Here is a 26954-nt window from a genome sequence, read left to right as displayed (position 1 = left end):
ACGGTGGTTTTTCCTTGACCGGGAACACACTCAGCGCCACTCTGACGCCACTTTTATACGCTGATCTTTTGTTGTGGAGCGAGCTCGCTCGCGATGGTGTACCAGCTGCATTGGTGTCGACTGACACTCCATCGCGAGCGAGCTCGCTCCTACACAGGTCGTCATTGCCCCCAAATTTCGAGGAAAGACCCATGAGCGTTCGCGTCGGGATTGTCATGGACCCTATCGCCAGCATCTCCTATAAAAAGGATAGCTCGCTGGCCATGCTGCTGGCTGCGCAGAAGCGCGGCTGGGAACTGTTCTATATGGAACAGCGTGACCTGTACCAGGCCGAAGGCCAGGCTCGGGCGCGGATGCGTCCGTTGAAGGTGTTCGCCAACCCGCAAAAATGGTTCGAACTGGAAGCCGAGCAAGACGCGCTGCTCAGCGATCTGGATGTGATCCTGATGCGCAAGGATCCGCCATTCGACATGGAGTTCGTTTACTCCACCTATTTGCTGGAACAGGCCGAGAGCGCTGGCGTGCTGGTGGTCAACAAGCCGCAGAGCCTGCGCGACTGCAACGAGAAACTGTTCGCCACGCTGTTCCCGCAGTGCACGCCGCCGACCATCGTCAGCCGCCGCCCGGATGTACTGCGTGAATTCGCCGATCACCATGGTGATGTGATCCTCAAGCCGCTGGACGGCATGGGCGGTTCCTCGATCTTCCGCCACACCGCGGGCCACCCGAACCTGTCGGTGATCCTCGAAACCCTGACCCTGCACGGTCAACAACAGATCATGATCCAGGGTTACCTGCCGGCCATCGTCGATGGTGACAAACGCATCCTGATGATCGACGGCGAGCCCGTAGACTACTGTCTGGCGCGCATCCCCGCCGCTGGCGAGACCCGTGGCAACCTCGCCGCCGGTGGCCGTGGCGAAGCGCGTCCGCTGACCGAGAAGGACCGCTGGATTGCCGCGCAAGTCGGCCCGACCCTGCGCGAAAAAGGCCTGCTGTTCGTTGGCCTCGACGTGATCGGCGAACACCTGACGGAAATCAACGTCACCAGCCCGACCTGCATCCGCGAAATCGATAATGCCTTCGGCACTGACATCGGCGGCCTGTTGATGGATGCCATCGATCAGAAGCTCAAGGCGCGTTGATAAGCCAAACCAACATTGCGTTATCATGCGCGGCCTGTGAAAACGCGATGTTGGTTTCCTTGTCATGACCCTCCCGTCCGATCTGCCTCCCGAACTCGCCCACTACGGCGTGCGCCCGGCCGATCGCCTCGGTTTTACCCTGTTCCTGGCGGCGCTGGTGCACCTGGCCTTGCTACTGGGCGTCGGTTTTACGGTGGTCGAACCCAAGCAGATCAGCAGAACCCTGGAAATCACCCTCGCCACTTTCAAAAGCGAAAAAAAGCCGGAGAAAGCCGATTTTCTCGCTCAGGAGAATCAGCAAGGCAGCGGCACTCTGGATAAAAAGGCAATCCCCAAGACCACCGAGGTCGCGCCTTTCCAGGACAACAAGGTGCAGAAAGTCACGCCACCGCCAGCGGCCAAGCCTGAAGTCCAGGAAGCGGCGCCCAAGGCTGCCGTGACCACCGTTGCGCCGAAGCCGAAAAAAGCCGCCGCCAAAACCGAAGAACCCAAGCCCGCCAACAAGCCTGCCGTAGCCGCCCCGACGTTCGACACTGAACAGCTGTCCAGCGACATTGCCAGCCTGGAAGCGGAACTGGCCAACGAACAACAGTTGTACGCCAAACGCCCGCGCATCCACCGCCTGAGCGCCGCCTCGACCATGCGCGACAAAGGTGCCTGGTATAAAGACGAATGGCGCAAGAAGGTCGAACGCATCGGCAACCTCAATTATCCCGACGAAGCCCGGCGCCAACAGATCTACGGCAACTTGCGCCTGATGGTGTCGATCAACCGCGACGGCTCGCTGTATGAGGTGCTGGTGCTGGAATCCTCCGGGCAACCGCTACTGGATCAGGCCGCCCAGCGCATCGTGCGCCTGGCTGCGCCGTTTGCACCGTTTACCGGGGATCTGTCGGATATCGATCGACTGGAAATCATCCGGACCTGGAAGTTTGCGCGCGGGGATAGACTCTCAAGCAACTGATCGATTGATTTGTGGTGATTGGGGCGACGCCTTCGCGGGCAAGCCTCGCTCCTACAGATGACCCCGTGTTCCTGTAGGAGCGAGGCTTGCCCGCGAAGAGTCCCTCAAGCAAACCCAGATCAAAAAGACCCTTGCACAGGCATTTCCTGTGCATCCCCAGCTTGTCAGTTCGCCCCTCGAACGCCACACTAGCGATCATGAAGAACGTCATCCCCAGCTACCTCAAGCATCACTTCCTGATCGCCATGCCACACATGGTCGACCCGAACTTTGCGCACACCTTGACCTACATCGTCGAGCACACGGCCAATGGTGCCATGGGGCTGGTGGTCAACCGTCCGCAAGACCTGAACCTGGCCGATATCCTTGAGCAATTACGCCCCGATATCGAACCACCAGTCCTCTGCCAGCATGTGCCGATCTTCATCGGCGGGCCGGTTCAGACTGATCGCGGTTTCGTTCTGCATCCGCCGGGCAAGACCTTTCAGGCGACCGTTGATCTGGAAAGCGACTTGTCCTTGTCGACCTCCCAGGACGTGCTATTCGCCATCGCCGATGGCGTCGGCCCGTCGAAAAGTGTGATCACTCTCGGTTACGCCGGCTGGGAAGCCGGGCAGCTGGAAGCCGAACTGGCCCAGAACGCCTGGCTGACTTGCCCGTTCGACGCCGACATCCTGTTCAACACCAGTAGCGAGCTGCGCCTCGAAGCGGCGGCCAAGCACCTGGGCGTCAATCTCAGCCTGCTCACCAGCCAGGCGGGGCACTCCTGATGGCCCTGCGGTTGATTTTGGGTTTTGACTACGGCACTAAACAGATCGGCGTTGCGGTCGGCCAAGTGATTACCGGCCAGGCCCGCGAGCTGTGCACATTGAAAGCGCAGAATGGCATTCCCGACTGGGATCAGGTCGAAGCGCTGATAAAGGAATGGAAACCCGACGCCGTGGTGGTCGGCCTGCCGCTGAACATGGATGGCACGCCCAGCGACATGTGCCTGCGTGCGGAAAAATTCGCCCGCCGCCTGAACGGCCGCTTCAACCTGCCCTTCTATACCCATGATGAACGCCTGACCACCTACGAAGCCAAGGGCGAACGCCTGGCCCGTGGCGGGCAGAAAGGCAGCTACCGTGACAACCCGGTCGACGCCATCGCCGCCGCCCTGCTGCTGCAAGGCTGGCTCGACGAAAACAGCGCGCTGTTCGAATCCTGAAGCACCTAATCCTGAAGAGCCGCCAAGCGTCTCTTTTAGCTACAACCCGAGCCACCTCACGCGTAAACCGGTTCGGGCCCAAGAAGGAGCAACCATGAGCCTGCCAAATCCCGCCGAACTGATCAGCCAGATGGCGATCCGGCTTGACGCCTATCTGGCCAAACGTGGCATCAGCGAACCGCGTTACATCGGTATCCGTACCGGCGGCGTCTGGGTTGCCCAGGCCCTGCTCAAAGAGCTGGGCAGCGATGAGCCCCTCGGCACGCTCGATGTTTCCTTTTACCGCGACGACTTCAGCCAGAACGGCCTGCACCCACAAGTGCGCCCATCCGCCCTGCCATTCGAAATCGAAGGCCAGCATCTGGTGCTGATCGACGACGTGTTGATGAGCGGCCGAACCATCCGCGCCGCCATGAACGAACTCTTCGATTATGGCCGCCCGGCCAGCGTGACGCTGGTGTGCCTGCTGGACCTGGACGCCGGCGAGCTGCCGATCCGCCCGAACGTGTTGGGCGCAACCCTGTCCCTGGCCGCCAACGAACGGGTGAAACTGTCCGGCCCGGAGCTTGCGCTCGAACTGCAAGACCTCGCCCTTTAATCCGCCCTATTGAGAGTTCCCCTTGCGATGACGCCTCTAGAAACCAAGCGCCCGCTGCAGCTCAATGATCAGGGCCAGCTGCGCCACTTCCTCTCGCTCGACGGTTTGCGCCGCGAGTTGCTGACGGAAATCCTCGACACCGCCGACTCCTTCCTTGAAGTCGGCGCCCGGGCGGTGAAGAAGGTCCCTTTGTTGCGCGGCAAAACCGTGTGCAACGTGTTCTTCGAGAACTCCACCCGCACCCGCACCACCTTCGAACTGGCGGCCCAGCGCCTGTCGGCGGACGTGATCACCCTGAACGTGTCGACGTCGTCGGCGAGCAAGGGCGAAACCCTGCTCGACACCCTGCGCAACCTGGAAGCCATGGCCGCCGACATGTTCGTTGTGCGCCACGGTGATTCCGGCGCCGCGCACTTCATCGCCGAACACGTGTGCCCACAAGTGGCGATCATCAACGGCGGCGATGGCCGTCACGCCCACCCGACCCAGGGCATGCTCGACATGCTCACCATCCGCCGGCACAAGGGCGGCTTCGAAAACCTGTCGGTGGCTATCGTTGGCGACATCCTGCACTCGCGGGTCGCGCGTTCGAACATGCTGGCGCTGAAAACCCTCGGTTGCCCGGACATCCGCGTGATCGCGCCGAAAACCCTGTTGCCGATCGGCATCGAGCAATACGGCGTGAAGGTTTACACCGACATGGCCGAAGGCCTGAAAGACGTCGACGTGGTGATCATGCTGCGCCTGCAGCGTGAGCGCATGACCGGTGGCCTGCTGCCAAGCGAAGGCGAGTTCTACCGCCTGTTCGGCCTGACCACCGCGCGCCTGGCCGGCGCCAAGCCCGATGCCATCGTCATGCACCCGGGGCCGATTAACCGCGGCGTGGAGATCGAGTCGGCGGTGGCCGACGGCCCGCACTCGGTGATCCTTAACCAGGTGACCTACGGCATCGCGATTCGCATGGCCGTTTTGTCCATGGCCATGAGCGGGCAGACTGCGCAGCGCCAATTCGAGCAGGAGAAAGTTCAGTGAAGCTCAGCATTCTCGGCGCCCGCGTCATCGATCCGGCCAGCGGCCTGGATCAAGTCACCGATATCCACGTCGAAGCCTGCAAGATCGTCGCCATTGGCGCCGCTCCGGCCGGTTTTGTCGCCGTCGACACCATCGACGCCAAAGGCCTGGTGGCCGCCCCTGGCCTGGTCGACCTGAACGTCGCCCTGCGCGAACCGGGCTACAGCCGCAAAGGCTCGATCATCAGCGAAACCCGCGCCGCCGCTGCCGGTGGCGTGACCAGCCTGTGCTGCCCGCCAAAACCAAACCGGTGCTGGACACCTCGGCCGTGGCCGAATTGATCCTCGACCGCGCCCGTGAGGCCGGCAACACCAAAGTGTTCCCGATCGGCGCACTGAGCAAAGGTCTGGATGGCGAACAGCTGGCCGAGCTGGTCGCCCTGCGCGATGCCGGTTGCGTGGCCTTCGGCAACGGTCTGGAAAGTTTCCGCAACACCCGCACTCTCTGCCGGGCGCTGGACTACGCGGCAACCTTCGACCTGACGGTGATTTTCAACTCCCAGGATCACGACCTCGCCGAAGGCGGACTGGCCCATGAAGGCCCGACTGCGAGCTTCCTCGGCTTGCCGGGCATTCCGGAAACCGCCGAAACCGTGGCCCTGGCCCGGGATCTGCTGTTGGTCGAGCAAACCGGCGTGCGCGCGCACTTCAGCCAGCTCACCAGCGCGCGCGGCGTAGCCCTGATCGCCCAGGCTCAGGCCCGTGGCTTGAAGGTCACGGCGGATGTGGCTCTGTATCAGCTGATCCTGACTGACGAAGCGCTGATCGACTTCAGCAGCCTCTATCACGTCCAGCCGCCGCTGCGCACCCGCGCCGACCGCGATGGCCTCCGTGAAGCGGTGAAATCAGGGGTGATCTCGGCCATTTCCAGCCATCACCAACCCCACGAACGGGATGCGAAACTGGCACCGTTCGGGGCCACGGAGCCGGGCATCAGCAGCGTTGAGTTGCTGCTGCCGCTGGCGATGACATTGGTGGAGGACGGTCTGCTGGACTTGCCGACGTTGCTGGCACGCCTCAGCGCTGGCCCTGCCGAGGCGTTGCGCCTGCCGGCGGGCAAACTGGCGGTGGGTGGTGCGGCGGACATCGTACTGTTCGACCTTGCAGCCTCGACCGTTGCCGGTGAGACCTGGCTGTCCAAGGGTGAGAACTGCCCGTTCATTGGTCACAGCCTGCCGGGCGTGGTGCGTTACACCCTGGTGGATGGACGAATCAGCCACCAGGCGTAAGACCGCATCAAGCGCATCGCCAGCAAGCCGGCTCCTACAGGATGTGCACCGTCCTTGTAGGAGCTGGCTTGCCAGCGAAGATTTACTGGAAGGCGCCTCGATTCTGCGCGTTGCGCAACGAAACCTGATCATTCAACGTCCAGAAGTCATACAGCACTCCCACGAAGAACAACCCACCCGTCAGCAGGTAAAGCAACCCACTGATCCATTTCCCCTGATACATCCGGTGTACGCCGAACACCCCGAGAAACGTCAGCAGAATCCACGCAACGTTGTATTCGATCGGTCCGGCGTTGAACCGCAGGTCCGCTTCACGGTCCATGGCAGGGATCAGGAACAGGTCGATCAACCAGCCAATTCCCAGCAAACCGAAGGTGAAGAACCAGATCGTCCCGGTCACCGGCTTGCCGTAATAAAAACGATGAGCACCGGTAAAACCGAAAATCCACAGCAAGTAACCGATCACTTTACTGTGCGTGTCTTGGTGCGGGACGGGAGGTTGATAGGTGTTCATTGATGACCTCGATTCACACGATAGATAAATATTCTTTAAATCTTTGTGACTTTTTTACAGGCAGCCGACGTATGGCAAATGCTACGTTGTCTCTCATCAAAGCCTTATAGCACCTGACTTCTGTCCGGCAATTGCGTCAATTTTTCGCTTATTTGGTTCCGTTAGACCCAAGTGGAATCGACCAACGGCCTCGAGATGCCAAAAAAAGCTGTTATAAAGTTTCGCGCTAACCCATACGAGCCTTGCCTAATGCGTCCTTTTTTCAAGACATGGCTAACCATTTGCCTATTATTGCCACTGGCCGCCCACGCCACCAATCGTGAGCAACGTCTTCCGAACGTTAATGGTTACACCCACAAATCCCATGCTTCTGCTCCGTCGAGCAAAAGCAAAAAGTCGACCAAACACGCTCCACAGTTGGTCAGCAATAAAAGCGGTCTTGTTCCGCCAATGGCGACCAAGGAAAGCAGCAATGTGCTGAGCCGCGCTGTTAACGTCCTCGGTACACCATACCGTTGGGGCGGCAGCAGCCCGAGCAAAGGCTTCGATTGCAGCGGCCTGGTGAAATACGCGTTTAACGACGCGACATTCGACCTGCCACGAACCTCCAACGCCATGGCCAGTGGTCACGGTCAGAAAGTCGATCGCAACGACCTCAAACCGGGCGACCTGATTTTCTTCAACATCAAGAGCCGTCGAGTCAATCACGTTGCTATCTATTTGGGCAACGACCGCTTCATCCACGCGCCTCGCCGTGGCAAGTCGGTGAGTATCGATACCTTGAAGAAACCGTACTGGGAACAACATTACGTTGTTGCCAAGCGGGTTCTGCCGAAAGAACACAACGCAATGCGGGTTGTTCAGCGCTGAGTTGAAGCCCCGTCGCCTGTGAGGCCCCCTTCGCGGGCAAGCCTCGCTCCTACAAGGGTTACGCATAACCTGTAGGAGCGAGGCTTGCCCGCGAAGGCGTTTCTGGACCTGATCAAAAATTATCCGGCGACCGCGCCTTCTCCCGCGCCTGATCGCGGGTGACCAATCCCCTGGTCACCAGATCTTTCAAGCCCATATCCAGCGTCTGCATGCCCAGCGATCCGCCTGCCTGAATCGATGAGTACATCTGCGCCACCTTGTCTTCGCGGATCAGGTTACGGATTGCCGACGTACCGAGCATGATCTCGTGGGCGGCAATGCGCCCGCCGCCGATTTTTTTGACCAGCGTCTGGGACACCACCGCGAGCAGTGATTCGGAGAGCATGGAGCGCACCATGTACTTCTCGTCCCCCGGAAATACGTCGACGATCCGGTCGATGGTTTTCGCCGCCGACGTAGTATGCAGGGTGCCAAACACCAAATGACCCGTTTCGGCGGCAGTCAGTGCCAGGCGAATGGTCTCCAGATCGCGCATCTCGCCCACCAGAATCACGTCCGGGTCCTCGCGTAGGGCTGAGCGCAGGGCTGTGGCGAAGCTGCGGGTATCGCGGTGGACTTCACGCTGATTGATCAGGCATTTGCGCGACTCGTGGACGAATTCGATCGGGTCTTCAATGGTGAGGATATGGTGATGTCGATGGTTGTTCAGGTAGTCGATCATCGCCGCCAGCGTGGTGGACTTGCCGGAACCGGTCGGCCCGGTCACCAACACCAAACCCCGGGGCGCGTCGGTCATTTTGCGGAACACATCGCCCATGCCCAGTTCTTCCATGCTCAGGACTTTGGACGGGATCGTGCGCAATACCGCGCCAGCGCCGCGACTCTGGTTGAACGCGTTGACCCGAAAACGCGCCACACCGGGAACATCGAAGGAAAAGTCGGTTTCCAGATGCTTTTCGAAATTTACTCGCTGGGTGTCGTTCATGATGTCATAGATCAGCGCCTGCACTTCCTTATGGTCCAAGGGCGGCAGGTTGATACGCCGTATATCACCGTCGACGCGGATCATCGGCGGCAGGCCGGCAGACAGGTGCAGGTCCGAAGCTCCTTGTTTGGCGCTGAAAACCAGCAATTCAGTGATATCCATAGCACTCCTCAATTCCAGTAGAATGCCGCCAACCTCAGACCCGCTGGCGCCTCAATCCTGCCTGAAAAGTCGCCGAACGATGATCAGGCAAGGCAAAAGTCGGCGAAGAAGCAGAGTTGACGTTAGTCAATGAGCATTCTGAGACGACTTTTAACGCCGCATGATCGAGTGCAGGCATTTTTCAGGCAGGATTGAATGTCCACGATAGCAGAGAACATCGAACGGGTTAGTTCACGCATCCGTGCCGCCGCCCTCGCCGCCCACCGCGATGAAAACAGCGTCCAGCTGCTGGCCGTGAGCAAGACCAAACCCGCACAAGATCTGCGCGAAGCCTATGCCGCCGGCCTGCGCGACTTTGGTGAAAACTACCTGCAGGAGGCTTTGGGCAAGCAGCTCGAATTGGCCGACCTGCCCTTGATCTGGCACTTCATCGGCCCCATTCAATCGAACAAGACTCGCGCTATCGCCGAGCATTTCGCCTGGGTGCATTCCGTGGATCGCCTGAAAATTGCACAACGCTTGTCCGAGCAACGCCCTACCGATCTGCCGCCATTGAATATCTGCATCCAGGTTAACGTCAGCGGTGAAGCCAGCAAGTCCGGCTGCACTCCGGCCGACCTGCCGGCCCTGGCCAACGCCATCAGCGCTTTGCCGCGCTTGAAGTTGCGCGGGCTGATGGCCATTCCCGAGCCGACGGATGATCGCGCCGCCCAGGATGCTGCTTTTGCTGCCGTGCAAAGCCTGCAAGCCAGTTTGAATCTGCCGCTCGACACACTTTCCATGGGCATGAGCCACGATCTCGAGTCGGCCATCGCCATGGGCGCCACCTGGGTCCGCATCGGTACGGCCCTATTTGGCGCCCGCAGCTACGGCCAGCCTTGAATACTTTCTTTATAAGGACCTGACATGAGCAAGACGCGTATTGCCTTTATCGGTGCCGGCAACATGGCCGCCAGCCTGATCGGTGGACTGCGGGCCAAAGGACTGGACGCCGCGCAGATCCGCGCCAGCGATCCGGGTGAAGAAACCCGTACCCGCGTTAGCGCAGAGCATGGCATCGAGGTGTTCGCTGACAACGCCCAAGCCATTCAAGGCGCCGATGTGGTCGTGCTGGCGGTCAAACCCCAGGCGATGAAGGCTGTCTGCGAAGCCATTCGCCCAAGCCTGAACCCCGAGCAATTGGTGGTTTCGATTGCCGCCGGCATCACCTGCGCCAGCATGAACAACTGGCTCGGTGCCCAGCCAATCGTGCGTTGCATGCCCAATACCCCAGCGTTGCTGCGTCAGGGCGTTAGCGGTTTGTACGCCACCGCCCAGGTGAGCAGCGAACAGCGCCAGCAAGCCCAGGAGCTGCTATCTGCGGTCGGTATCGCTTTGTGGCTGGACGAGGAACAGCAACTGGACGCGGTCACCGCGGTTTCAGGTTCCGGTCCTGCTTACTTCTTCCTGCTGATCGAAGCCATGACCGCCGCTGGCGTGAAGCTCGGCCTGCCAGCGGACATCGCCGCCCAACTGACCGTGCAAACTGCGCTGGGCGCCGCGCACATGGCAGTGGCCAGTGACGTTGACGCCGCCGAGTTGCGTCGCCGCGTCACTTCCCCTGCAGGCACTACGGAAGCGGCCATCAAGTCGTTCCAGGCCGATGGCTTCGAAGCACTGGTCGAAAAAGCACTCGGCGCCGCTGCGCACCGCTCCGCCGAGATGGCTGAGCAACTCGGTCGCTAATCAGCACTTAAAAAGGAATCAATAATGCTCGGACTCAATGACGCTGCCATTTTTGTGATTCAAACCCTGGGTAGCCTGTATCTGCTGATTGTGCTGTTGCGTTTCATCCTGCAATTGGTGCGGGCGAACTTCTACAACCCGCTGTGCCAGTTTGCCGTGAAGGCCACTCAACCGCTGCTCAAGCCGCTGCGCCGGGTTATCCCGAGCATGTTCGGCCTGGACATGTCCTCGCTGGTACTGGCGCTGCTGGTGCAGATGGTGCTGTTCGCGGTCATCCTGCTGCTCAACGGCTACCAGGTCAATGTGCTGTTTCTCGCGCCATGGGCACTGATCGGCATCTTCGCGCTGTTTTTGAAGATCCTGTTCTGGGCGATGATCATCAGCGTCATCCTGTCCTGGGTCGCTCCGGGGAGCCATAACCCGGGCGCAGAACTGGTCCAGCAGATCACTGAACCGGTACTCGCGCCGTTCCGCCGGATCATTCCGAACCTGGGCGGCCTCGACATCTCGCCGATCTTCGCGTTCATCGCACTGCAGTTGCTGCAAAGCTGGGTGATTCCGCGCCTTGCGTACTACGCGCTGATGCCCAAGGAACTGTTCGGGCTTATCTGATTCTGCTGCACCGCGTCATCGTTCTTCGCGGGCAAGCCTCACTCCTACAGGGATCGCATAAGTCCTGTAGGAGCGAGGCTTGCCCGCGAATGCCGCGCCGCGGTCTGACTGGATGAAATCAGGCCCGGCCTTTGCTTGCCGCTAACCCCAGCGGTCTTTAGACTTACGCCTCATTTCAATGAGAGCAGGGTCGATGCCAGCTGCCTTTCCCCCGATTCTGTTGGTCTGGTGACGCCGCAAGTGGCGCACTTCAGCGAACCCCTGGCGTTGGCCTGCGGGCGTTCGCTCCCGGCCTATGACCTGATTTTCGAGACCTACGGCACGCTGAACGCCACGGCGAGCAACGCCGTGCTGATTTGCCACGCTTTGTCGGGCCACCATCACGCAGCCGGTTTCCACAGCCCTGACGACCGTAAGCCCGGTTGGTGGGACAGCTGCATCGGCCCCGGCAAGCCAATCGACACCAACAAGTTCTTCGTGGTCAGCCTGAACAACCTCGGCGGCTGCAACGGCTCAACCGGCCCGAGCAGCACCAACCCGGAGACCGGCAAGCCGTTCGGCGCCGATTTCCCGGTATTGACCGTGGAAGACTGGGTGCACAGCCAGGCGCGCCTGGCAGACCGCCTTGGCATCGGCCAATGGGCCGCCGTTATCGGTGGCAGCCTCGGTGGCATGCAGGCGATGCAATGGAGCATCACTTACCCTGACCGCATCCGTCACTGCCTGGCCATCGCCTCGGCACCCAAGCTGTCGGCGCAGAACATCGCCTTCAACGAAGTGGCGCGCCAGGCCATCCTCACCGACCCTGAGTTCCACGGCGGTTCGTTCCAGGAACACAACGTGATCCCCAAGCGCGGGCTGATGCTGGCGCGGATGGTCGGGCACATCACCTACCTGTCCGACGACTCCATGGGCGAGAAATTCGGGCGCGGCCTGAAAAGCGAGAAGCTCAACTACGACTTCCACAGCGTCGAGTTCCAGGTCGAAAGCTATCTGCGCTATCAGGGTGAAGAGTTCTCCGGGCGTTTCGACGCCAACACCTACCTGCTGATGACCAAGGCCCTGGACTATTTCGATCCGGCAGCCAACTTCGACGATGACCTGGCGAAGACCTTCGCCGGCGCCACCGCCAAGTTCTGCGTGATGTCGTTCACCACCGACTGGCGCTTCTCCCCGGCCCGCTCGCGGGAACTGGTGGATGCGCTGATGGCTGCGCGTAAGGACGTCTGCTACCTGGAAATCGACGCGCCGCAAGGCCACGACGCCTTCCTGATTCCGATCCCGCGATACTTGCAGGCGTTCGGCAATTACATGAACCGCATTACGTTGTGAGATAGCCATGAGAGCTGATCTGGAAATCATCCAGGAATGGATCCCCGCCGGCAGCCGCGTGCTCGACCTCGGTTGCGGGAACGGCGAATTGCTGACCTGGCTGCGCGACAACAAGCAGGTCACCGGTTACGGCCTGGAAAACGATGCGGACAACATCGCCGAATGTGTGGCCAAGGGCATCAACGTCATCGAACAGGACCTGGACAAGGGCCTGGGCAACTTCGCCAGCAACAGTTTCGACATTGTGGTCATGACCCAGGCGCTGCAAGCAGTGCACTACCCGGACAAGATCCTCGACGAAATGCTGCGGGTCGGCCGCCAGTGCATCATTACTTTCCCGAATTTCGGTCACTGGCGTTGCCGCTGGTACCTGGCGAGCAAGGGCCGGATGCCGGTTTCCGAGTTTCTGCCCTACACCTGGTACAACACGCCGAACATTCACTTCTGCACCTTCGCGGACTTTGAAGCGTTGTGCCTCGAACGTGAAGCCAAGGTCATTGATCGGCTTGCCGTGGATCAACAGCATCGACACGGGTGGGCCAGTAAGCTATGGCCTAATCTGTTAGGTGAGATCGGCATTTACCGCGTCAGCAGCCCGGGGCTTGCAGACCACAAGGTCGCGGTCTGAACACCTTATTTCGAGGAGAACGATCATGGGTCGTCTAGCGCTGTTTCTACTCACTGCCTGCCTGAGCGTCACGGCCATGTCCGCTGATGCGATCAAAGGTGACCGCAAGGAAGTCTTTGGTGATACGACGGTGCACTACAACACCTTCAACTCCACGTTCCTGACACCGGACATCGCCAAGGCCGCGGAGCTCACCCGCAGCAAGAACCAGGGCGTGATCAATATTTCGGTGATCAAGGACGGCAAGCCGCAGATGGCCCAGGTCAGTGGCACAATCAAAGACCTGACCAGCCAGAGCGTGAATCTGAATTTCCGCCAGATCACCGAGCAAGGCGCGATCTACTACATCGCCCAATACCCGGTTGAACAGCAGGAAACCCGCACCTTCGATATCAAGGTGCAAACGGGTGACAAAATCAACACCATCAACTTTAACCAAGAGCTCTTCCCCGGCGAATGATCAACTTCACGCAACTCGTACTGGCCAGCCATAACGCCGGCAAACTCAAGGAACTCCAGGCCATGCTCGGCGAGTCGGTGCAACTGCGCTCGATTGGCGAGTTCAGCAGCGTGGAGCCTGAAGAAACCGGTTTGTCGTTCGTCGAGAACGCCATCCTCAAGGCCCGCAATGCCGCGCGCATTTCCGGCCTGCCGGCACTGGCCGACGATTCCGGACTGGCGGTGGACTTCCTCGGCGGCGCGCCTGGCATCTACTCGGCGCGTTATGCCGACGGCCAAGGCGATGCGGCGAACAACGCCAAACTGCTCGATGTGTTGAAGGACGTGCCGCAAGCCGAACGCGGCGCGCAGTTCGTCTGCGTGCTGGCGTTGGTACGACATGCTGACGATCCACTGCCGATTCTCTGCGAAGGTCTGTGGCAGGGGCGCATTCTGACGCAGGCCAGCGGCGAACACGGCTTTGGCTACGACCCGTTGTTCTGGGTTCCTGAACGCGAATGCTCCAGCGCCGAGCTGAGCCCCAGCGACAAGAACCAGATCAGTCACCGCGCCCGTGCAATGGATCTGCTGCGCCAGCGTCTGGGCTTGAAATGACCCGCGAATCATCCGCCTCGCCGCTGATTTTCGGCGGCGACGCACAACCGCCTCGGGCGGCCTTGCCTGTGCTGCCGCCCTTGGCGCTGTACATCCACATTCCGTGGTGCGTACGCAAATGCCCTTACTGCGACTTCAACTCCCACACCGCCAGCAAAGTGCTGCCGGAAGAAGAGTATGTGGACGCACTGCTGGCTGACCTTGATCAGGACCTGCACGCTGTCTATGGCCGCGAACTGAGTTCGATCTTCTTCGGTGGTGGCACGCCAAGCCTGTTCAGTGCCCAAGCCCTGGGCCGTTTGCTCAAGGGCGTCGAACAACGCATCCCGTTTGCCAGCGACATCGAAATCACCCTGGAAGCCAATCCGGGGACGTTCGAGCAAGAGAAGTTTGTGGCCTACCGCGCACTGGGCATCAATCGGCTGTCGATTGGCATCCAGAGTTTTCAACAAGAAAAGCTCCAGGCGCTGGGGCGGATTCACAACGGCGACGAAGCCGTGCGAGCCGCCGGCATGGCGCGTCAGGCCGGGTTCGACAACTTCAATCTGGATCTGATGCACGGTTTGCCCGATCAGTCCCTGGATGACGCGCTAAGCGACCTGCGCCAGGCCATCGACTTGAAGCCGACCCATTTGTCCTGGTATCAGCTGACCCTGGAACCGAACACGGTGTTCTGGAACCAGCCGCCGACGCTGCCGGAAGACGACACGCTGTGGGACATTCAGGAGGCCGGTCAGGCGCTGCTGGCCGAGCACGGCTACGCGCAATACGAGGTCTCGGCCTATGCCCAGCCCGGTCGTCCGGCGCGGCATAACCTCAATTACTGGAGCTTTGGCGATTTCATCGGCATCGGTGCCGGCGCCCATGGCAAACTCAGCCATCCAGACGGGCGCATCATCCGTACCTGGAAAACCCGTCTGCCGAAGGACTACCTGAACCCGGCGAAACGCTTTCAGGCCGGCGAGAAAGCGCTGACCAATGAAGAAATGCCTTTCGAGTTCCTGATGAACGCCTTGCGTCTGACCGAGGGCGTCGAGGCTCGACTGTATTCGGAACGTACAGGTTTGACTCTGGAAAGCCTTGCCGAAGCCCGCCGTGAAGCCGAACAAAGTGGCCTGTTGCAGGTCGAACCGTCACGTCTGGCGGCCACCGAGCGCGGACAACTCTTCCTCAACGACTTGCTGCAGAAATTTCTGGGCTGATCTCAGACCAAAGGGAAAACGAATGGATTTGATACTCGACCTGCTCGCCACCGTGTCTCGCTGGAGCCGCAGCAATCTCTCGGAAATCGCCCTGGCCCTGGTGGGTTGCCTGCTGGTGCTGTTTGGCGCGGATTTCAAAGGCTGGGTCGATCAACGCCTGGGCAGCATCGCCGGCGCCTTGCGCGTCCCGCTGATGGCCCTGCTGTGCATGATCGGAAGCGGCGCCGCGCTTATCTACGCCACGCCGTGGATCGTCAAGGGCTTGAGCCAGTTCAACAACTACAGCCTGGCGCCGGTGTTGTTGGTGGTGTTGGTGCTTATCGGGGTCGTCGCTGACCGCCGCTGATCCGAGCAAAAAAAATCCTGTAGGAGCGAGGCTTGCCCGCGAAGGCGACGCTACGGTGTAGCTGATACACCGAGTTATCGTTCTTCGCGGGCAAGCCTCGCTCCTACAGGTTTCAGGTCGGTCAGGACTGCTTTTCGAACTTCAAATCCCAAACGCCATGCCCAAGACGTTCGCCGCGGCGTTCGAACTTGGTGATCGGGCGTTCGGCCGGGCGTGGCACGCACTTGCCGTCTTCGGCCAGGTTGCGATAACCCGGCGCGACATTCATCACTTCCAGCATGTATTCGGCATACGGCTCCCAGTCGGTGGCCATGTGCAGAACGCCGCCAACCTTCAACTTGCTGCGCACCAGCTCAGCGAACGATGCCTGAACGATACGACGCTTGTGGTGACGGCTCTTGTGCCACGGGTCCGGGAAAAACAGCATCAGGCGATCGAGGCTGTTGTCGGCGATGCAACGGTTGAGGACTTCGATTGCATCGCAATCGTAAACCCGCAGGTTGGTCAGGCCCTGGGTCAGCACGCCATTGAGCAACGCACCAACACCCGGACGGTGTACCTCGACGCCGATAAAATCCTGCTCCGGCGAAGCGGCGGCCATTTCCAGCAGCGAATGGCCCATGCCGAAACCGATTTCCAGCGAGCGCGGTGCTGAGCGGCCGAACACCTGGTCGTAATCCACCGGTGCGTCAGCCAATGGCAGCACGAACAGCGGTGTGCCCTGCTCCAGACCTTTTTGCTGGCCTTCGGTCATGCGCCCGGCGCGCATCACGAAACTCTTGATGCGGCGGTGTTGGCGCTCGTCGCCTTCTTCCGTCTGGATTGGCGTGTCGTTCGATTCAGTCATCAATGGCTCTTACTTGATCAGACCATCCAGCGGCGAAGAGGCGCTGGCATAGAGTTTTTTCGGCATGCGGCCGGCAAGGTAGGCCAGGCGGCCCGCAACGATGGCGTGTTTCATGGCTTCAGCCATCATGATCGGCTGTTGGGCGTGGGCGATAGCCGAGTTCATCAGCACCGCGTCACAGCCCAGCTCCATGGAGATGGTGGCGTCGGAAGCCGTGCCGACACCGGCATCCACCAGCACTGGAATTTTTGCTTCTTCGAGGATGATCTGCAGGTTGTACGGGTTGCAGATCCCCAGCCCCGAACCGATCAGACCGGCAAGCGGCATCACCGCGATGCAGCCGATTTCCGCCAGTTGCCGGGCAATGATCGGGTCATCGCTGGTGTAGACCATCACGTCGAAACCTTCCTTGACCAAGGACTCGGCGGCCTTGAGGGTTTCGATCACGTTGGGGAACAGGGTTTTTTGATCCGCCAGCACTTCCAGCTTCACCAGATTGTGGCCGTCGAGCAGCTCACGGGCCAGGCGGCAGGTGCGCACGGCCTCGACAGCGTCGTAGCAACCAGCGGTGTTCGGCAGGAAGGTGTAGCGATCCGGCGACAGGAAATCCAGCAGGTTCGGCTCGCCCTGGTTCTGGCCGAGGTTGGTACGGCGCACGGCGAACGTGACGATCTCGGCACCCGAGGCTTCGATGGCCAGACGGGTTTCTTCCATGTCACGGTATTTGCCGGTACCGACCAGCAAACGCGACTGGTAAGTACGACCGGCCAGAACGAAAGGCTTGTCGCTACGAACGATGCTCATGGGAAATCCTCTATAGGGGTGAGGGTCTTGCAGAATTTTCGGCCCATGCAGGCCTGACGGCTAGCCGCCGCCGATGGCGTGCACGACTTCGATGTTATCGCCGTCATTCAATGTCGTGTCTGCATGCTGACTGCGCGGGACGATATCCAGATTGAGTTCTACTGCCACGCGGCGTCCGGTCAGGTCCAGACGGGTCAGCAGGGCCGCAACGGTTTCACCGTCGGGCAGTTCAAAGGATTCGCCGTTCAACTGAATGCGCATGCGCAATGCCGCCATCATTTTTAGGGGCTGGCATTCTAGCCCGTTCATGACCTAAAGGTCAGCAACAAGCGTCAAGCGGTAAGTTGCAAGCGCCAGGCGGCAAGCCCCAGGCAGAACCAGCCCACCAGAAACGCCAGGCCGCCGAATGGCGTGATGATGCCAAGCTTGCCGACACCGGTCAGCGTGAGCACGTACAGGCTGCCGGAGAACAGCAGGATGCCGATGGCAAAGGATCCGCCTGCCCAGGTGACCAACCGACCGGGCATATGCGTGGCCAGCAGCGCCACGCCCAGCAGCGCCAGGGTATGTACCAGTTGATAGGTGACACCAGTATGGAAGATGGCGAGGTACTCAGGTGTCAGACGGTTTTTCAGGCCATGGGCGGCAAACGCCCCAAGACCGACACCGGTGAAGCCGAAAAAAGCGGCCAGCATCAGAAAGCCACGCAGCATGAAGAACTCCAGTCAGTCTCGATCAACAGGGTCTGTATAATGGCCCGCTCAACGGGTTCGGCCAAGCCATCTCTATGCTGCGTTTATATTTCCGTCGTTTCACGAAGGCCGTGCTCTGGTTCATGGGCGGCAGCGTATTGCTGGTGCTGATTTTTCGCGTGGTGCCGCCACCGGGAACAGCCCTGATGGTCGAACGCAAGATCGAATCCTGGTTCGATGGCGAGCCCATTGACCTGCAACGCACCTGGAAGCCCTGGGATGAAATCTCCGACGACTTGAAAGTCGCGGTGATTGCTGGCGAAGATCAAAAATTCCCGGAGCACTGGGGCTTTGACTTCGGCGCGATTCAGGCTGCACTGGCCCATAACGAACTCGGCGGGACAGTCCGTGGCGCCAGCACCCTGAGTCAACAAGTCTCGAAAAACCTGTTCCTGTGGTCCGGTCGAAGCTGGCTGCGCAAAGGCCTGGAAGCGTGGTTTACCGGGTTGATTGAAGTGTTCTGGCCCAAGCAGCGGATTCTTGAGGTTTATCTCAATAGCGTCGAGTGGGATGACGGGGTGTTTGGTGCAGAGGCAGCGGCCAGGCATCACTTTGGCGTCGGCGCCAAATCACTGTCTCGGCAGCAGGCAAGCTTGCTGGCGGCAGTACTGCCGAACCCGCGAGTATGGAGCGCCAGCCATCCGACCTCTTACGTGGCGCGGCGTGCGGGCTGGATACGGCAGCAGATGAGCCAGCTCGGTGGAGACAGTTACCTGTTGGGTCTCAACGATTCGCGCCGGGCGCCGTGGTCTCAATAACACCACCCCTAATGTAGGAGCTGGCTTGCCAGCGAAGGCGATTTGCCTGACACACCGCGCCGCCTGCTTCGCTGGCAAGCCAGCTCCTACAGGGAGCAGCGTGGGATTTGAGATTCTCGGGCATATATAAAAACACCCCGATCAATGATCGGGGTGTTTTTTATTGCCTTCGCGAAGGTTATGCGGCGATCGACAATTTGAGCTTGTTCATCGCGCTCTTTTCAAGCTGACGAATACGCTCGGCCGACACGTTGTACTTCTGCGCCAGATCGTGCAGCGTGGCTTTTTCTTCTGCCAGCCAGCGCTGGTAAAGAATGTCACGGCTGCGGTCGTCCAGTACTTCCAGCGCTTCGTGCAGGTTGTGGTTGGAGTTGTCGCTCCAGTCGGCATCTTCCAATTGACGGGCCGGGTCGTACCGGTGGTCTTCCAGATAGTTGGCCGGCGACTGGAAAGCGCTGTCGTCGTCGGCTTCAGCAGCCGGGTCGAAAGCCATGTCATGGCCGGTCAGGCGACTTTCCATCTCACGCACTTCCCGCGGCTCTACGCCGAGGCTTTCCGCCACGCGATGGACTTCCTCGTTGTTCAGCCAGGCCAGACGTTTCTTCTGGCTGCGCAGGTTGAAGAACAGTTTGCGCTGGGCCTTGGTGGTCGCGACTTTCACGATCCGCCAGTTACGCAGGATAAATTCGTGGATTTCAGCCTTGATCCAGTGCACGGCAAAGGACACCAGGCGCACGCCCATCTCGGGGTTGAAGCGCTTCACGGCCTTCATCAGGCCAACGTTACCTTCCTGGATCAGGTCAGCCTGAGCCAGACCGTAGCCGGAATAGCTACGGGCGATATGTACGACAAAACGCAGGTGGGCGAGCACCATCTGCCGAGCCGCCTCAAGATCCTGCTCATAATAGAGACTCTCGGCCAGTTCACGCTCCTGCTCCGGCGTCAGCAATGGAATGCTGTTCACCGTGTGCACATAGGCCTCCAGGTTCGCACCCGGGACCAGAGCATATGCAGGCTGCAAAGAATTGGTCATACGAAAAAACCTCCGACTTACATAACTCGTGCAGTTCAGCACTGCGAAAATTGACCGGAAACCGTAGGACAAGTTCCCATATACGCTGAAAGGTCAATACGAGCAAAATGATATTACTTTGGCGCAAGCTCCCGCAGGTGGCGTGCGACTGCTATCCATGCACCGATATACCCCAACAGCACCGCGCCAAGCAAGAGAGACAGACCGTCGGCAACCGGCACGCCGGCCAGTGCGAAATTACTGCCGTACAAGCCGGCCAGCCCGACCACCGCGTCATTCAGCCAGTTGAGGCCGAACGCCAATACGCCCCAGGAAAGAATCCCCGCACCAAAACCATAAAGCGCACCCATATATAGGAAGGGCCTGCGCACATAGCTGTCAGTGCCGCCGACGAGTTTAATCACTTCTATCTCTGTGCGGCGGTTTTCAATATGAAGACGAATGGTATTGCCTATCACCAAAAGTAATGCAGAAACCAAAAGCACGGTCAGACCAAATACAAAACGGTCACCCAGCTTGAGGATCGCTGCCAGACGCTCGACCCAGACTAGATCAAGCTGCGCCTGTTGTACCTTCGGCAACTCGGAAAGTTTTTGTCTTAATGCTTCAAGCGCGGGCTTGTCGACTTCATTCGGAGTCACCAGGATTACACCAGGCAGCGGGTTTTCCGGCAGTTCCTTGAGCGCTTCGCCCAGACCGGACTGTTGTTGGAACTCTTCCAGCGCCTGATCACGACCAACATATTCGGCATCGGCCACGCCGGGCATGCCCTTGATCTGCTCGCGCAGCGCCTCGCCTTCGGCTGGGCTGGCTTCAAGTTGCAGGTACAGGGAAATCTGCGCCGCGCGCTGCCAGGAACCACCCAGACGCTCGACGTTTCCTAGCAAAAGTGACAGCCCCATGGGCAAACTCAGGGCCACTGCCATCACCATACAGGTGAAAAAACTGCCGATGGGTTGTTTGCCCAGCCGACGCAAACTGTCCACCATGCTGGCGCGATGACTTTCGATCCAGGCACGGAACAACGTGGCAAAGTCTGGCCCGTCGTCATCGTCGTTTTTTTTCTTCTTCGGTTGCGGATCGGCGGGCTTGGGGGCCACGCGCTCGGAAACCTTTGGACTGCGTGTCGCACTCATACGGCAGCCTCCCCGTCGCCGATCAATCGACCGCGTTGCAAGGTCAGCATGCGGTGGCGCATGCGCGCAATCAGTGCCAGGTCGTGACTGGCGATCAGCACACTAGTGCCCAAGCGGTTGATATCTTCGAACACTCCCATGATTTCGGCCGCCAGACGCGGATCGAGGTTACCGGTCGGTTCGTCCGCCAGCAGCAAGGCCGGACGGTGAACGATTGCGCGAGCGATGCCGACGCGCTGTTGCTGACCGGTAGACAGGTCGCCGGGGTACAGATCGGTTTTATCCGAAAGAGCCACGCGCTCAAGGGCCGAGTCCACACGCTTAGCGATCTCGGCCTTGGACAGACCCAGAATTTGCAACGGCAGCGCGACGTTATTGAACACCGTGCGATCAAACAGTAACTGGTGATTCTGGAACACCACGCCGATTTGCCGACGCAGGTACGGGATCTGCGCGTTGCTGATGGTGCTCAGATCTTGCCCGGCCAGCAGCAGCTTGCCGCTGGTCGGGCGCTCCATGGCCAGCAACAGCCGTAACAATGTGCTTTTACCGGCGCCGGAATGGCCGGTGACAAACAGAAACTCGCCCCGTCGGACTCGAAAGCTCAGCTCATGCAAGCCGACGTGACCGTTCGGGTAGCGTTTACCGACCTGTTCGAAACGAATCATGAACGCTCCCGCTCGGCAAAAAGTGCCTGGACAAAGGGTTCAGCTTCAAAAGTACGCAAATCGTCGATGCCTTCACCGACGCCGATATAGCGGATCGGCAGGCCAAACTGCTTGGCCAGGGCAAAAATTACTCCACCCTTGGCAGTGCCATCGAGCTTGGTCAACGCCAGGCCGGTCAGCTCGACAGTCTGGTTGAACTGCTTGGCTTGGTTGATTGCGTTTTGGCCGGTGCCGGCGTCGAGAACCAGCAGCACTTCATGGGGCGCGTCGGCGTCGAGCTTGCCGATCACCCGACGAACCTTTTTCAACTCTTCCATCAGGTTGTCTTTGGTATGCAGTCGACCTGCGGTATCGGCGATCAGCACGTCAATGCCACGGGCCTTGGCAGCCTGCACGGCGTCGAAAATCACCGACGCCGAATCAGCGCCAGTGTGCTGGGCGATGACCGGTATCTTGTTGCGCTCGCCCCAGACTTGCAATTGCTCGACTGCGGCAGCACGGAAGGTGTCGCCGGCGGCGAGCATGACTTTCTTGCCTTCCAGTTGCAGCTTCTTCGCCAGTTTGCCGATGGTGGTGGTCTTGCCAGCACCGTTGACGCCAACGACGAGAATCACGAACGGCTTGTTCTGCGAGGTGATTTTCAGCGGTTGCTCGACGGGTTTGAGCATCGCCGCCAGCTCACCCTGCAAGGATTTGTACAGCGCATCGGAATCGGCCAGCTCTTTACGCGCGACCTTCTGCGTCAGGCGCTGGATAATCGCCGAAGTGGCCTCCACACCGACGTCAGCAGTCAGCAGACGGGTTTCAAGATCATCGAACAGCTCGTCATCGATGGCTTTCTTGCCCAGGAACAGGCTGGCCATACCTTCGCCGATGCTGGCGCTGGTCTTGGACAGACCTTGCTTGAGGCGGGCAAAGAAACCGGCTTTGGCTTCTTCAGTGCGCGGCGGCTCGACCGGGGTTTCGACGGGAACGATGGGGGCCGCAGCAACCGGTGCAGGTGCTGGCGGTTGAACAACCGGAGCGGCCGGAGCAATGAAGGCAGGAATCACTGGTTCTGGAGCAATTGGCGCAGGCTCAGCCACCACAACCGGTGCAACAACCGGTGCAACAACCGGTTCAACAACTGGTTCAACCACCGGAGCTTGAACCGGCTCAGGCGTAAACGCTGTAGGTGCTGGAATCGGCGGCGTAACGTGCGGCGCCAGTTCGTTTTCGACCAGTGCCACCGGCTCTTCCGCCACGGGCAAGGTCAGCCACGGCTCGGCGACGGGTGCAAGTGGCTGTGGGGCCACGACTTCACGCTCTGCCTCGACGACCGATTGCAGCACCGGCTCGGCGATCGGCAACACAACCGGTGCAGGCTCTGCTTCTATTACTGGCGCGGGAGTTGGCTCAGGAAGTGGTTGTGGCTGTTCGACGACGGGTTCCTGCGGCTTTTTGCGCAGCCATCCGAACAGGCTTTTTTTCTCGCCAGCCGCAGCTGGGGTCTTCTTGTCGTCGTTGGAACCAAACATGGAGGACGGCTATCTCACGGTAGCGACGCGCCAACGGGCGCCCCGGCAAATAAATATTCGATGCAGAACAGACTGTGATTGACCCAGCTTGTTCACGCGCAACATTTTGTCGAGGTACCGACGGCACCTCAAAGGTCGACTAATACGAAGGACTGGAACGGCATCGTCGGCGAAAACACAGAGTTTAGCTGACAAATTAAAAGCTTCTGCCGGGAACCCATACAACCTTCCGGCCGATCAAAGGCCTGATAGGCGTGGCCGCCAGTAAAACGGATCAGTATCCTAGCACCCTCTCGCCCGCTGACGCTAAGAACAAGCGGGCAGCCCAACAGGTTTAAAAACGAATGAATGCTCTAGCCCGCCGCGCCGCAGGCCTGCTGCTCGGCACAGTTTGTCTGCCCCTTTCGGCCCTGGCTGCCGATCCACAACCCACTCACGAATTCACCCTCGACAACGGCTTGAAGGTCGTCGTGCGCGAAGACCATCGCGCGCCGGTGGTGGTTTCCCAGGTCTGGTACAAGGTTGGCTCCAGCTACGAAACACCGGGGCAAACCGGTTTGTCCCACGCCCTGGAACACATGATGTTCAAGGGCAGCGAGAAAGTCGGCCCTGGCGAAGCGTCACTGATCCTGCGCGACCTCGGCGCCGAAGAGAACGCCTTCACCAGCGACGATTTCACCGCGTACTACCAGGTGCTGGCCCGTGATCGCCTGGGCGTGGCTTTCGAGCTGGAAGCTGACCGCATGGCCAGCCTGCGTCTGCCGGCCGACGAATTCGCCAGGGAAATCGAAGTCATCAAGGAAGAACGTCGCCTGCGTACCGACGACAAGCCGATGTCCAAGGCCTACGAACGTTTCAAGGCCATGGCCTACCCGGCTAGCGGCTATCACACGCCAACCATCGGCTGGATGGCGGATCTGGACCGCATGAAGGTCGAAGAGCTGCGCCACTGGTACCAGTCCTGGTACGTGCCGAACAACGCCACGCTGGTGGTGGTCGGCGACGTGACTCCGGACGAAGTCAAAACCCTGGCCCAGCGTTACTTCGGCCCGATCGCCAAACGCGACGTGCCGCCAGCCAAGATCCCGCTGGAACTGGCGGAGCCCGGCGAGCGCCAAATCACCCTGCACGTGAAGACTCAATTGCCGAGCCTGATGCTGGCCTTCAACGTGCCGAGCATCGCTACCGCCGAAGACAAGCGTTCGGTGAATGCCTTGCGACTGATCTCGGCCCTGCTCGACGGCGGCTACAGCGCGCGCATCCCGACTCAACTGGAGCGCGGCGAGGAACTGGTGTCCGGTGGCTCATCGGGTTACGACGCCTATACCCGCGGCGACAGCCTGTTCACCCTGTCGGCAACGCCCAACAGCCAGAAAAACAAATCCATTGCCCAGGCAGAAGCCGGTTTGTGGAAACTGCTCGAACAGTTGAAAACTACCGCGCCGTCCGCTGAAGAGCTGGAACGCGTGCGCGCGCAGGTCATCGCCGGGCTGGTTTACGAGCGCGATTCGATCACCAGCCAGGCCACCGCCATCGGCCAACTGGAGACCGTTGGCCTGTCCTGGAAGTTAATGGACACCGAGCTCGCCGACCTGGAAAGCGTGACACCGCAAGATATCCAGAAAGCCGCCAAGCTGTATTTCACCCGCGAACGTCTCAGCGTCGCCCATGTTCTGCCGGAGGAGACGACTCATGAGTGAATATAAAAAACCACGCCTGGCCCTGCTCGGCCTGATCGCTGTGGCCGTGATCGGGTCTGCTGCGTTCTATTTCTCCAGAACAGGTGAGTCCGTGGCCAGCGAAGCGCTGGACAAGGCCAAGGCCAGCCAGAAGCTGCAATCGCTGACCGAACTCGATGGCAAGGCACCAAGCCACCGCAAACTCGACGTGCAGACCTGGAACACCGCCGAAGGCGCCAAGGTGCTGTTCGTCGAAGCCCGGGAGCTGCCGATGTTCGACATGCGCCTGATCTTTGCCGCCGGCAGTAGCCAGGACGGTGACGCCCCGGGTCTGGCGTTGCTGGCCAATGCCATGCTCAACGAAGGCGTGGCCGGCAAAGACGTCAGCGCCATCGCCCAGGGATTCGAAGGCCTGGGCGCCGATTTCGGTAACGGTGCCTACAAAGACATGGCCGTTGCATCCCTGCGCAGCCTCAGCGCCGTGGACAAGCGGGAACCGGCCTTGAAGCTGTTCTCTGAAGTCGTCGGCAAACCGACCTTCCCCGCCGACTCGTTGACCCGCATCAAAAACCAGATGCTCGCCGGCTTCGAATACCAGAAACAGAACCCCGGCAAACTGGCCAGCCTTGAATTGATGAACCGCTTGTATGGCGATCATCCGTACGCGCATGCCAGCGATGGCACGGCGAAAACCGTTCCAGCCGTCACCCTGGCGCAGCTGCGCGCGTTCCACGAGAAAGCCTATGCGGCCGGCAACGTGGTGATCGCACTGGTTGGCGACTTGTCCCGCGCCGAAGCCCAAGCCATTGCCGCCCAGGTTTCCGCCGCCCTGCCCAAAGGCCCGGCCCTGCCGAAAATCCCGCAACCGGCCGAACCCAAGGCCAGCATCGGCCACATCGAGTTCCCGTCCAAGCAGACCAACCTGATGATCGCGCAACTGGGCATCGACCGTGATGACCCGGACTATGCGGCCCTATCCATGGGTAACCAGATCCTCGGTGGTGGCGGTTTCGGCACGCGGCTGATGAGCGAAGTGCGCGAGAAGCGTGGCCTGGCTTACGGCGTGTACTCGGGCTTCTCCCCGATGCAGGCGCGCGGACCGTTCATGATCAACCTGCAGACCCGTGCCGAAATGAGCGAAGGCACCCTGAAACTGGTGCAAGATGTACTGGCCGACTACCTTCAAAGCGGCCCGACCGAAAAAGAACTCGACGACGCCAAGCGCGAACTGGCCGGCAGCTTCCCGCTGTCCACCGCCAGCAACGCCGATATCGTCGGCCAGTTGGGTGCGATTGGCTTCTACAACCTGCCGTTGAGTCATCTGGAAGACTTCATGCAACAGTCCCAGAACCTGACCGTCGAGCAAGTCAAAGCTGCACTGAACAAACACTTGAGCACGGACAAAATGGTCATCGTCAGCGCTGGCCCGACCGTGCCGCAAAAGCCGTTACCGGCCCCTACTGATAAACCTGCCGAGCAACCGCTCGGGGTTCCGGAGCACTAATGGCAAGTTCTCGTCCGAAAAAACCCGTTCACAACGTCCATAACGGCGTGAATCAACTGCGCATCATCGGCGGCGAATGGCGCAGCCGTAAGCTGAGCTTCCCCGATGCCCCGGGTCTGCGTCCGACGCCGGACCGGGTGCGGGAAACCCTGTTCAACTGGCTCGCGCCTTACGTTGCCGGCGCCAAGGTATTCGACCCGTTCGCCGGCAGCGGCGCGCTGTTTCTTGAAGCCTTGTCCCGTGGCGCAGCCATGGGCCAGGCGCTGGATGCCAGCAGCCTTGCGGTGTCCAGCCTCAAGGAACACCTGGGCACACTGCGTTGCACCACTGGCCAGGTTCAGACCGCCGATGCCCTGCGTTATCTGGAAACCCAGACAGCAACAACTTATGACCTGGTGTTTCTCGACCCGCCGTTCAACCAGAACCTGCTGCCCGCCGTTTGCAAGCTGCTCGAAGAGCGCCAATGGCTGGCCGAGGATGCCTGGGTGTACACCGAAAGCGAAACCGCGCCGTCGACGCTCGGCCTGCCAGGTAACTGGCGCCTGCACCGGGAGCAAAAATCCGGGCGGGTCTATTATTCGTTGTGGCAACGTATGGCAGAGATCGCCGGTTAA

29 protein-coding genes and 2 pseudogenes are annotated in these 26954 nt (G+C 60.0%); 21 read left to right on the top strand and 10 right to left on the bottom strand.

Annotated elements, in window-relative coordinates:
- Nucleotides 1-191 precede the first annotated feature (191 nt).
- The 7 genes and pseudogenes from gshB (at nucleotide 192) to CES87_RS02430 (ending at nucleotide 6213) form a co-directional block, all read left to right on the top strand.
- Complete coding sequence (gene gshB, locus CES87_RS02465; protein ID WP_128604811.1) at nucleotides 192-1145, top strand: glutathione synthase; 954 nt, start codon at nucleotides 192-194, stop codon at nucleotides 1143-1145.
- Between the two features lie 64 nt (nucleotides 1146-1209).
- Nucleotides 1210-2109: an energy transducer TonB gene (locus tag CES87_RS02460; protein ID WP_128604810.1), complete on the top strand. Its 900-nt coding sequence runs from the start codon at nucleotides 1210-1212 to the stop codon at nucleotides 2107-2109.
- Nucleotides 2110-2306: 197 nt separating this feature from the next.
- Entirely contained in the window at nucleotides 2307-2879 is a 573-nt protein-coding gene (locus CES87_RS02450; RefSeq protein WP_128604808.1) for a YqgE/AlgH family protein, read from the top strand.
- Nucleotides 2879-3316: a Holliday junction resolvase RuvX gene (gene ruvX, locus CES87_RS02445; RefSeq protein WP_128604807.1), complete on the top strand. Its 438-nt coding sequence runs from the start codon at nucleotides 2879-2881 to the stop codon at nucleotides 3314-3316. The genes CES87_RS02450 and ruvX overlap by 1 nt, the downstream gene beginning before the upstream one ends.
- Before the next feature lie 94 nt (nucleotides 3317-3410).
- Entirely contained in the window at nucleotides 3411-3914 is a 504-nt protein-coding gene (gene pyrR / locus CES87_RS02440) for a bifunctional pyr operon transcriptional regulator/uracil phosphoribosyltransferase PyrR (RefSeq protein WP_128604806.1), read from the top strand.
- A 27-nt stretch (nucleotides 3915-3941) separates the two neighbouring features.
- Nucleotides 3942-4946: an aspartate carbamoyltransferase catalytic subunit gene (locus CES87_RS02435; RefSeq protein WP_128604805.1), complete on the top strand. Its 1005-nt coding sequence runs from the start codon at nucleotides 3942-3944 to the stop codon at nucleotides 4944-4946.
- Nucleotides 4943-6213: pseudogene (locus CES87_RS02430) on the top strand (dihydroorotase). Before CES87_RS02435 ends, CES87_RS02430 begins: the two are co-directional and overlap by 4 nt.
- 82 nt (nucleotides 6214-6295) lie before the next feature.
- Here the strand turns inward: CES87_RS02430 and CES87_RS02425 are convergent.
- Complete coding sequence (locus CES87_RS02425) at nucleotides 6296-6727, bottom strand: NINE protein (RefSeq protein ID WP_128604804.1); 432 nt, start codon at nucleotides 6725-6727, stop codon at nucleotides 6296-6298.
- A gap of 249 nt (nucleotides 6728-6976) precedes the next feature.
- Here CES87_RS02425 and CES87_RS02420 point away from each other — a divergent pair, with 249 nt between their 5' ends.
- Nucleotides 6977-7597 carry a C40 family peptidase gene (locus CES87_RS02420; RefSeq protein ID WP_128604803.1) on the top strand — a complete coding sequence of 207 codons (621 nt, stop codon included), beginning with the start codon at nucleotides 6977-6979 and terminating at the stop codon, nucleotides 7595-7597.
- A 112-nt stretch (nucleotides 7598-7709) separates the two neighbouring features.
- Here the strand turns inward: CES87_RS02420 and CES87_RS02415 are convergent, their stop codons facing one another.
- Complete coding sequence (locus CES87_RS02415) at nucleotides 7710-8744, bottom strand: type IV pilus twitching motility protein PilT (RefSeq protein ID WP_128604802.1); 1035 nt, start codon at nucleotides 8742-8744, stop codon at nucleotides 7710-7712.
- Nucleotides 8745-8939: 195 nt separating this feature from the next.
- Here CES87_RS02415 and CES87_RS02410 point away from each other — a divergent pair, with 195 nt between their 5' ends.
- The 9 genes and pseudogenes from CES87_RS02410 (at nucleotide 8940) to CES87_RS02370 (ending at nucleotide 15642) form a co-directional block, all read left to right on the top strand.
- On the top strand, nucleotides 8940-9626 hold the full coding sequence (locus CES87_RS02410) for a YggS family pyridoxal phosphate-dependent enzyme (protein ID WP_128604801.1): 687 nt from the start codon (nucleotides 8940-8942) through the stop codon (nucleotides 9624-9626).
- A 24-nt stretch (nucleotides 9627-9650) separates the two neighbouring features.
- On the top strand, nucleotides 9651-10469 hold the full coding sequence (gene proC, locus CES87_RS02405) for a pyrroline-5-carboxylate reductase (RefSeq protein WP_128604800.1): 819 nt from the start codon (nucleotides 9651-9653) through the stop codon (nucleotides 10467-10469).
- A gap of 24 nt (nucleotides 10470-10493) precedes the next feature.
- Nucleotides 10494-11081, top strand: coding sequence for a YggT family protein (locus CES87_RS02400; RefSeq protein WP_128604799.1), 588 nt, complete (start codon nucleotides 10494-10496; stop codon nucleotides 11079-11081).
- A gap of 193 nt (nucleotides 11082-11274) precedes the next feature.
- A pseudogene (locus tag CES87_RS02395) lies at nucleotides 11275-12413 on the top strand (homoserine O-acetyltransferase).
- A gap of 7 nt (nucleotides 12414-12420) precedes the next feature.
- A complete protein-coding gene (gene metW / locus CES87_RS02390) occupies nucleotides 12421-13041 on the top strand; it encodes a methionine biosynthesis protein MetW (RefSeq protein WP_008063505.1) in 621 nt (206 codons plus the stop codon).
- 25 nt (nucleotides 13042-13066) lie between these two features.
- Nucleotides 13067-13501: a DUF4426 domain-containing protein gene (locus CES87_RS02385; protein WP_128604797.1), complete on the top strand. Its 435-nt coding sequence runs from the start codon at nucleotides 13067-13069 to the stop codon at nucleotides 13499-13501.
- On the top strand, nucleotides 13498-14094 hold the full coding sequence (gene rdgB / locus CES87_RS02380) for an RdgB/HAM1 family non-canonical purine NTP pyrophosphatase (protein WP_128604796.1): 597 nt from the start codon (nucleotides 13498-13500) through the stop codon (nucleotides 14092-14094). Before CES87_RS02385 ends, rdgB begins: the two co-directional genes overlap by 4 nt.
- On the top strand, nucleotides 14091-15296 hold the full coding sequence (hemW, locus tag CES87_RS02375; RefSeq protein ID WP_128604795.1) for a radical SAM family heme chaperone HemW: 1206 nt from the start codon (nucleotides 14091-14093) through the stop codon (nucleotides 15294-15296). The genes rdgB and hemW overlap by 4 nt, the downstream gene beginning before the upstream one ends.
- 22 nt (nucleotides 15297-15318) lie before the next feature.
- Nucleotides 15319-15642 carry a DUF3392 domain-containing protein gene (locus tag CES87_RS02370; RefSeq protein ID WP_128604794.1) on the top strand — a complete coding sequence of 108 codons (324 nt, stop codon included), beginning with the start codon at nucleotides 15319-15321 and terminating at the stop codon, nucleotides 15640-15642.
- Between the two features lie 121 nt (nucleotides 15643-15763).
- Here CES87_RS02370 and trmB read toward each other — a convergent pair whose 3' ends face one another.
- The 4 genes from trmB to CES87_RS02350 all read right to left on the bottom strand — a co-directional run bounded on the left by trmB (nucleotide 15764) and on the right by CES87_RS02350 (nucleotide 18006).
- Nucleotides 15764-16489 carry a tRNA (guanosine(46)-N7)-methyltransferase TrmB gene (trmB, locus tag CES87_RS02365; RefSeq protein WP_128604793.1) on the bottom strand — a complete coding sequence of 242 codons (726 nt, stop codon included), beginning with the start codon at nucleotides 16487-16489 and terminating at the stop codon, nucleotides 15764-15766.
- Nucleotides 16490-16498: 9 nt separating this feature from the next.
- A complete protein-coding gene (locus CES87_RS02360; protein ID WP_096514398.1) occupies nucleotides 16499-17293 on the bottom strand; it encodes a thiazole synthase in 795 nt (264 codons plus the stop codon).
- 60 nt (nucleotides 17294-17353) lie between these two features.
- Complete coding sequence (gene thiS / locus CES87_RS02355; protein ID WP_178081361.1) at nucleotides 17354-17554, bottom strand: sulfur carrier protein ThiS; 201 nt, start codon at nucleotides 17552-17554, stop codon at nucleotides 17354-17356.
- A 71-nt stretch (nucleotides 17555-17625) separates the two neighbouring features.
- Nucleotides 17626-18006, bottom strand: a complete 381-nt coding sequence (locus CES87_RS02350; protein WP_128604792.1) for a DUF423 domain-containing protein — start codon at nucleotides 18004-18006, stop codon at nucleotides 17626-17628.
- Between the two features lie 74 nt (nucleotides 18007-18080).
- Between CES87_RS02350 and mtgA the strand changes: the two genes are divergently transcribed.
- On the top strand, nucleotides 18081-18803 hold the full coding sequence (mtgA, locus tag CES87_RS02345) for a monofunctional biosynthetic peptidoglycan transglycosylase (protein ID WP_128604791.1): 723 nt from the start codon (nucleotides 18081-18083) through the stop codon (nucleotides 18801-18803).
- Between the two features lie 178 nt (nucleotides 18804-18981).
- Here the strand turns inward: mtgA and rpoH are convergent, their stop codons facing one another.
- The 4 genes from rpoH to ftsY form a co-directional block, all read right to left on the bottom strand.
- Nucleotides 18982-19836, bottom strand: coding sequence for an RNA polymerase sigma factor RpoH (gene rpoH / locus CES87_RS02335; RefSeq protein WP_047534555.1), 855 nt, complete (start codon nucleotides 19834-19836; stop codon nucleotides 18982-18984).
- 113 nt (nucleotides 19837-19949) lie between these two features.
- Entirely contained in the window at nucleotides 19950-20972 is a 1023-nt protein-coding gene (gene ftsX / locus CES87_RS02330; protein WP_128604789.1) for a permease-like cell division protein FtsX, read from the bottom strand.
- Nucleotides 20969-21640, bottom strand: a complete 672-nt coding sequence (gene ftsE, locus CES87_RS02325; protein WP_128604788.1) for a cell division ATP-binding protein FtsE — start codon at nucleotides 21638-21640, stop codon at nucleotides 20969-20971. Before ftsE ends, ftsX begins: the two co-directional genes overlap by 4 nt.
- Nucleotides 21637-23157 carry a signal recognition particle-docking protein FtsY gene (ftsY, locus tag CES87_RS02320; protein ID WP_128604787.1) on the bottom strand — a complete coding sequence of 507 codons (1521 nt, stop codon included), beginning with the start codon at nucleotides 23155-23157 and terminating at the stop codon, nucleotides 21637-21639. Before ftsY ends, ftsE begins: the two co-directional genes overlap by 4 nt.
- Nucleotides 23158-23501: 344 nt before the next feature.
- On the opposite strand from ftsY, the gene CES87_RS02310 reads away from it, so the two are divergent.
- Genes CES87_RS02310 through rsmD form a run of 3 tightly spaced genes read left to right on the top strand, consistent with a single transcriptional unit; the run spans nucleotide 23502 to nucleotide 26954 of the window.
- Nucleotides 23502-24857 carry a pitrilysin family protein gene (locus CES87_RS02310; protein ID WP_128604786.1) on the top strand — a complete coding sequence of 452 codons (1356 nt, stop codon included), beginning with the start codon at nucleotides 23502-23504 and terminating at the stop codon, nucleotides 24855-24857.
- Entirely contained in the window at nucleotides 24850-26340 is a 1491-nt protein-coding gene (locus tag CES87_RS02305) for a pitrilysin family protein (RefSeq protein ID WP_128604785.1), read from the top strand. Before CES87_RS02310 ends, CES87_RS02305 begins: the two co-directional genes overlap by 8 nt.
- Nucleotides 26340-26954: a 16S rRNA (guanine(966)-N(2))-methyltransferase RsmD gene (rsmD, locus tag CES87_RS02300; protein ID WP_128604784.1), complete on the top strand. Its 615-nt coding sequence runs from the start codon at nucleotides 26340-26342 to the stop codon at nucleotides 26952-26954. Before CES87_RS02305 ends, rsmD begins: the two co-directional genes overlap by 1 nt.

This window comes from Pseudomonas sp. ERMR1:02 (genome assembly GCF_002277815.1).
Taxonomy (GTDB): domain Bacteria; phylum Pseudomonadota; class Gammaproteobacteria; order Pseudomonadales; family Pseudomonadaceae; genus Aquipseudomonas.
The sequence above is the reverse complement of the archived record's forward strand: the minus strand, read 5'-3'. Positions and strand labels throughout refer to the sequence as shown.

What these genes read in the sequence shown, in the direction of transcription:
- gshB (WP_128604811.1), top strand. Translation starts at nt 192, where the DNA reads ATGAGCGTTCGCGTCGGGATTGTCATGGACCCTATCGCCAGCATCTCC.
- CES87_RS02460 (WP_128604810.1), top strand. Translation starts at nt 1,210, where the DNA reads ATGACCCTCCCGTCCGATCTGCCTCCCGAACTCGCCCACTACGGCGTG.
- CES87_RS02450 (WP_128604808.1), top strand. Translation starts at nt 2,307, where the DNA reads ATGAAGAACGTCATCCCCAGCTACCTCAAGCATCACTTCCTGATCGCC.
- ruvX (WP_128604807.1), top strand. Translation starts at nt 2,879, where the DNA reads ATGGCCCTGCGGTTGATTTTGGGTTTTGACTACGGCACTAAACAGATC.
- pyrR (WP_128604806.1), top strand. Translation starts at nt 3,411, where the DNA reads ATGAGCCTGCCAAATCCCGCCGAACTGATCAGCCAGATGGCGATCCGG.
- CES87_RS02435 (WP_128604805.1), top strand. Translation starts at nt 3,942, where the DNA reads ATGACGCCTCTAGAAACCAAGCGCCCGCTGCAGCTCAATGATCAGGGC.
- CES87_RS02425 (WP_128604804.1), bottom strand. Translation starts at nt 6,727, where the DNA reads ATGAACACCTATCAACCTCCCGTCCCGCACCAAGACACGCACAGTAAA.
- CES87_RS02420 (WP_128604803.1), top strand. Translation starts at nt 6,977, where the DNA reads ATGCGTCCTTTTTTCAAGACATGGCTAACCATTTGCCTATTATTGCCA.
- CES87_RS02415 (WP_128604802.1), bottom strand. Translation starts at nt 8,744, where the DNA reads ATGGATATCACTGAATTGCTGGTTTTCAGCGCCAAACAAGGAGCTTCG.
- CES87_RS02410 (WP_128604801.1), top strand. Translation starts at nt 8,940, where the DNA reads ATGTCCACGATAGCAGAGAACATCGAACGGGTTAGTTCACGCATCCGT.
- proC (WP_128604800.1), top strand. Translation starts at nt 9,651, where the DNA reads ATGAGCAAGACGCGTATTGCCTTTATCGGTGCCGGCAACATGGCCGCC.
- CES87_RS02400 (WP_128604799.1), top strand. Translation starts at nt 10,494, where the DNA reads ATGCTCGGACTCAATGACGCTGCCATTTTTGTGATTCAAACCCTGGGT.
- metW (WP_008063505.1), top strand. Translation starts at nt 12,421, where the DNA reads ATGAGAGCTGATCTGGAAATCATCCAGGAATGGATCCCCGCCGGCAGC.
- CES87_RS02385 (WP_128604797.1), top strand. Translation starts at nt 13,067, where the DNA reads ATGGGTCGTCTAGCGCTGTTTCTACTCACTGCCTGCCTGAGCGTCACG.
- rdgB (WP_128604796.1), top strand. Translation starts at nt 13,498, where the DNA reads ATGATCAACTTCACGCAACTCGTACTGGCCAGCCATAACGCCGGCAAA.
- hemW (WP_128604795.1), top strand. Translation starts at nt 14,091, where the DNA reads ATGACCCGCGAATCATCCGCCTCGCCGCTGATTTTCGGCGGCGACGCA.
- CES87_RS02370 (WP_128604794.1), top strand. Translation starts at nt 15,319, where the DNA reads ATGGATTTGATACTCGACCTGCTCGCCACCGTGTCTCGCTGGAGCCGC.
- trmB (WP_128604793.1), bottom strand. Translation starts at nt 16,489, where the DNA reads ATGACTGAATCGAACGACACGCCAATCCAGACGGAAGAAGGCGACGAG.
- CES87_RS02360 (WP_096514398.1), bottom strand. Translation starts at nt 17,293, where the DNA reads ATGAGCATCGTTCGTAGCGACAAGCCTTTCGTTCTGGCCGGTCGTACT.
- thiS (WP_178081361.1), bottom strand. Translation starts at nt 17,554, where the DNA reads ATGCGCATTCAGTTGAACGGCGAATCCTTTGAACTGCCCGACGGTGAA.
- CES87_RS02350 (WP_128604792.1), bottom strand. Translation starts at nt 18,006, where the DNA reads ATGCTGCGTGGCTTTCTGATGCTGGCCGCTTTTTTCGGCTTCACCGGT.
- mtgA (WP_128604791.1), top strand. Translation starts at nt 18,081, where the DNA reads ATGCTGCGTTTATATTTCCGTCGTTTCACGAAGGCCGTGCTCTGGTTC.
- rpoH (WP_047534555.1), bottom strand. Translation starts at nt 19,836, where the DNA reads ATGACCAATTCTTTGCAGCCTGCATATGCTCTGGTCCCGGGTGCGAAC.
- ftsX (WP_128604789.1), bottom strand. Translation starts at nt 20,972, where the DNA reads ATGAGTGCGACACGCAGTCCAAAGGTTTCCGAGCGCGTGGCCCCCAAG.
- ftsE (WP_128604788.1), bottom strand. Translation starts at nt 21,640, where the DNA reads ATGATTCGTTTCGAACAGGTCGGTAAACGCTACCCGAACGGTCACGTC.
- ftsY (WP_128604787.1), bottom strand. Translation starts at nt 23,157, where the DNA reads ATGTTTGGTTCCAACGACGACAAGAAGACCCCAGCTGCGGCTGGCGAG.
- CES87_RS02310 (WP_128604786.1), top strand. Translation starts at nt 23,502, where the DNA reads ATGAATGCTCTAGCCCGCCGCGCCGCAGGCCTGCTGCTCGGCACAGTT.
- CES87_RS02305 (WP_128604785.1), top strand. Translation starts at nt 24,850, where the DNA reads ATGAGTGAATATAAAAAACCACGCCTGGCCCTGCTCGGCCTGATCGCT.
- rsmD (WP_128604784.1), top strand. Translation starts at nt 26,340, where the DNA reads ATGGCAAGTTCTCGTCCGAAAAAACCCGTTCACAACGTCCATAACGGC.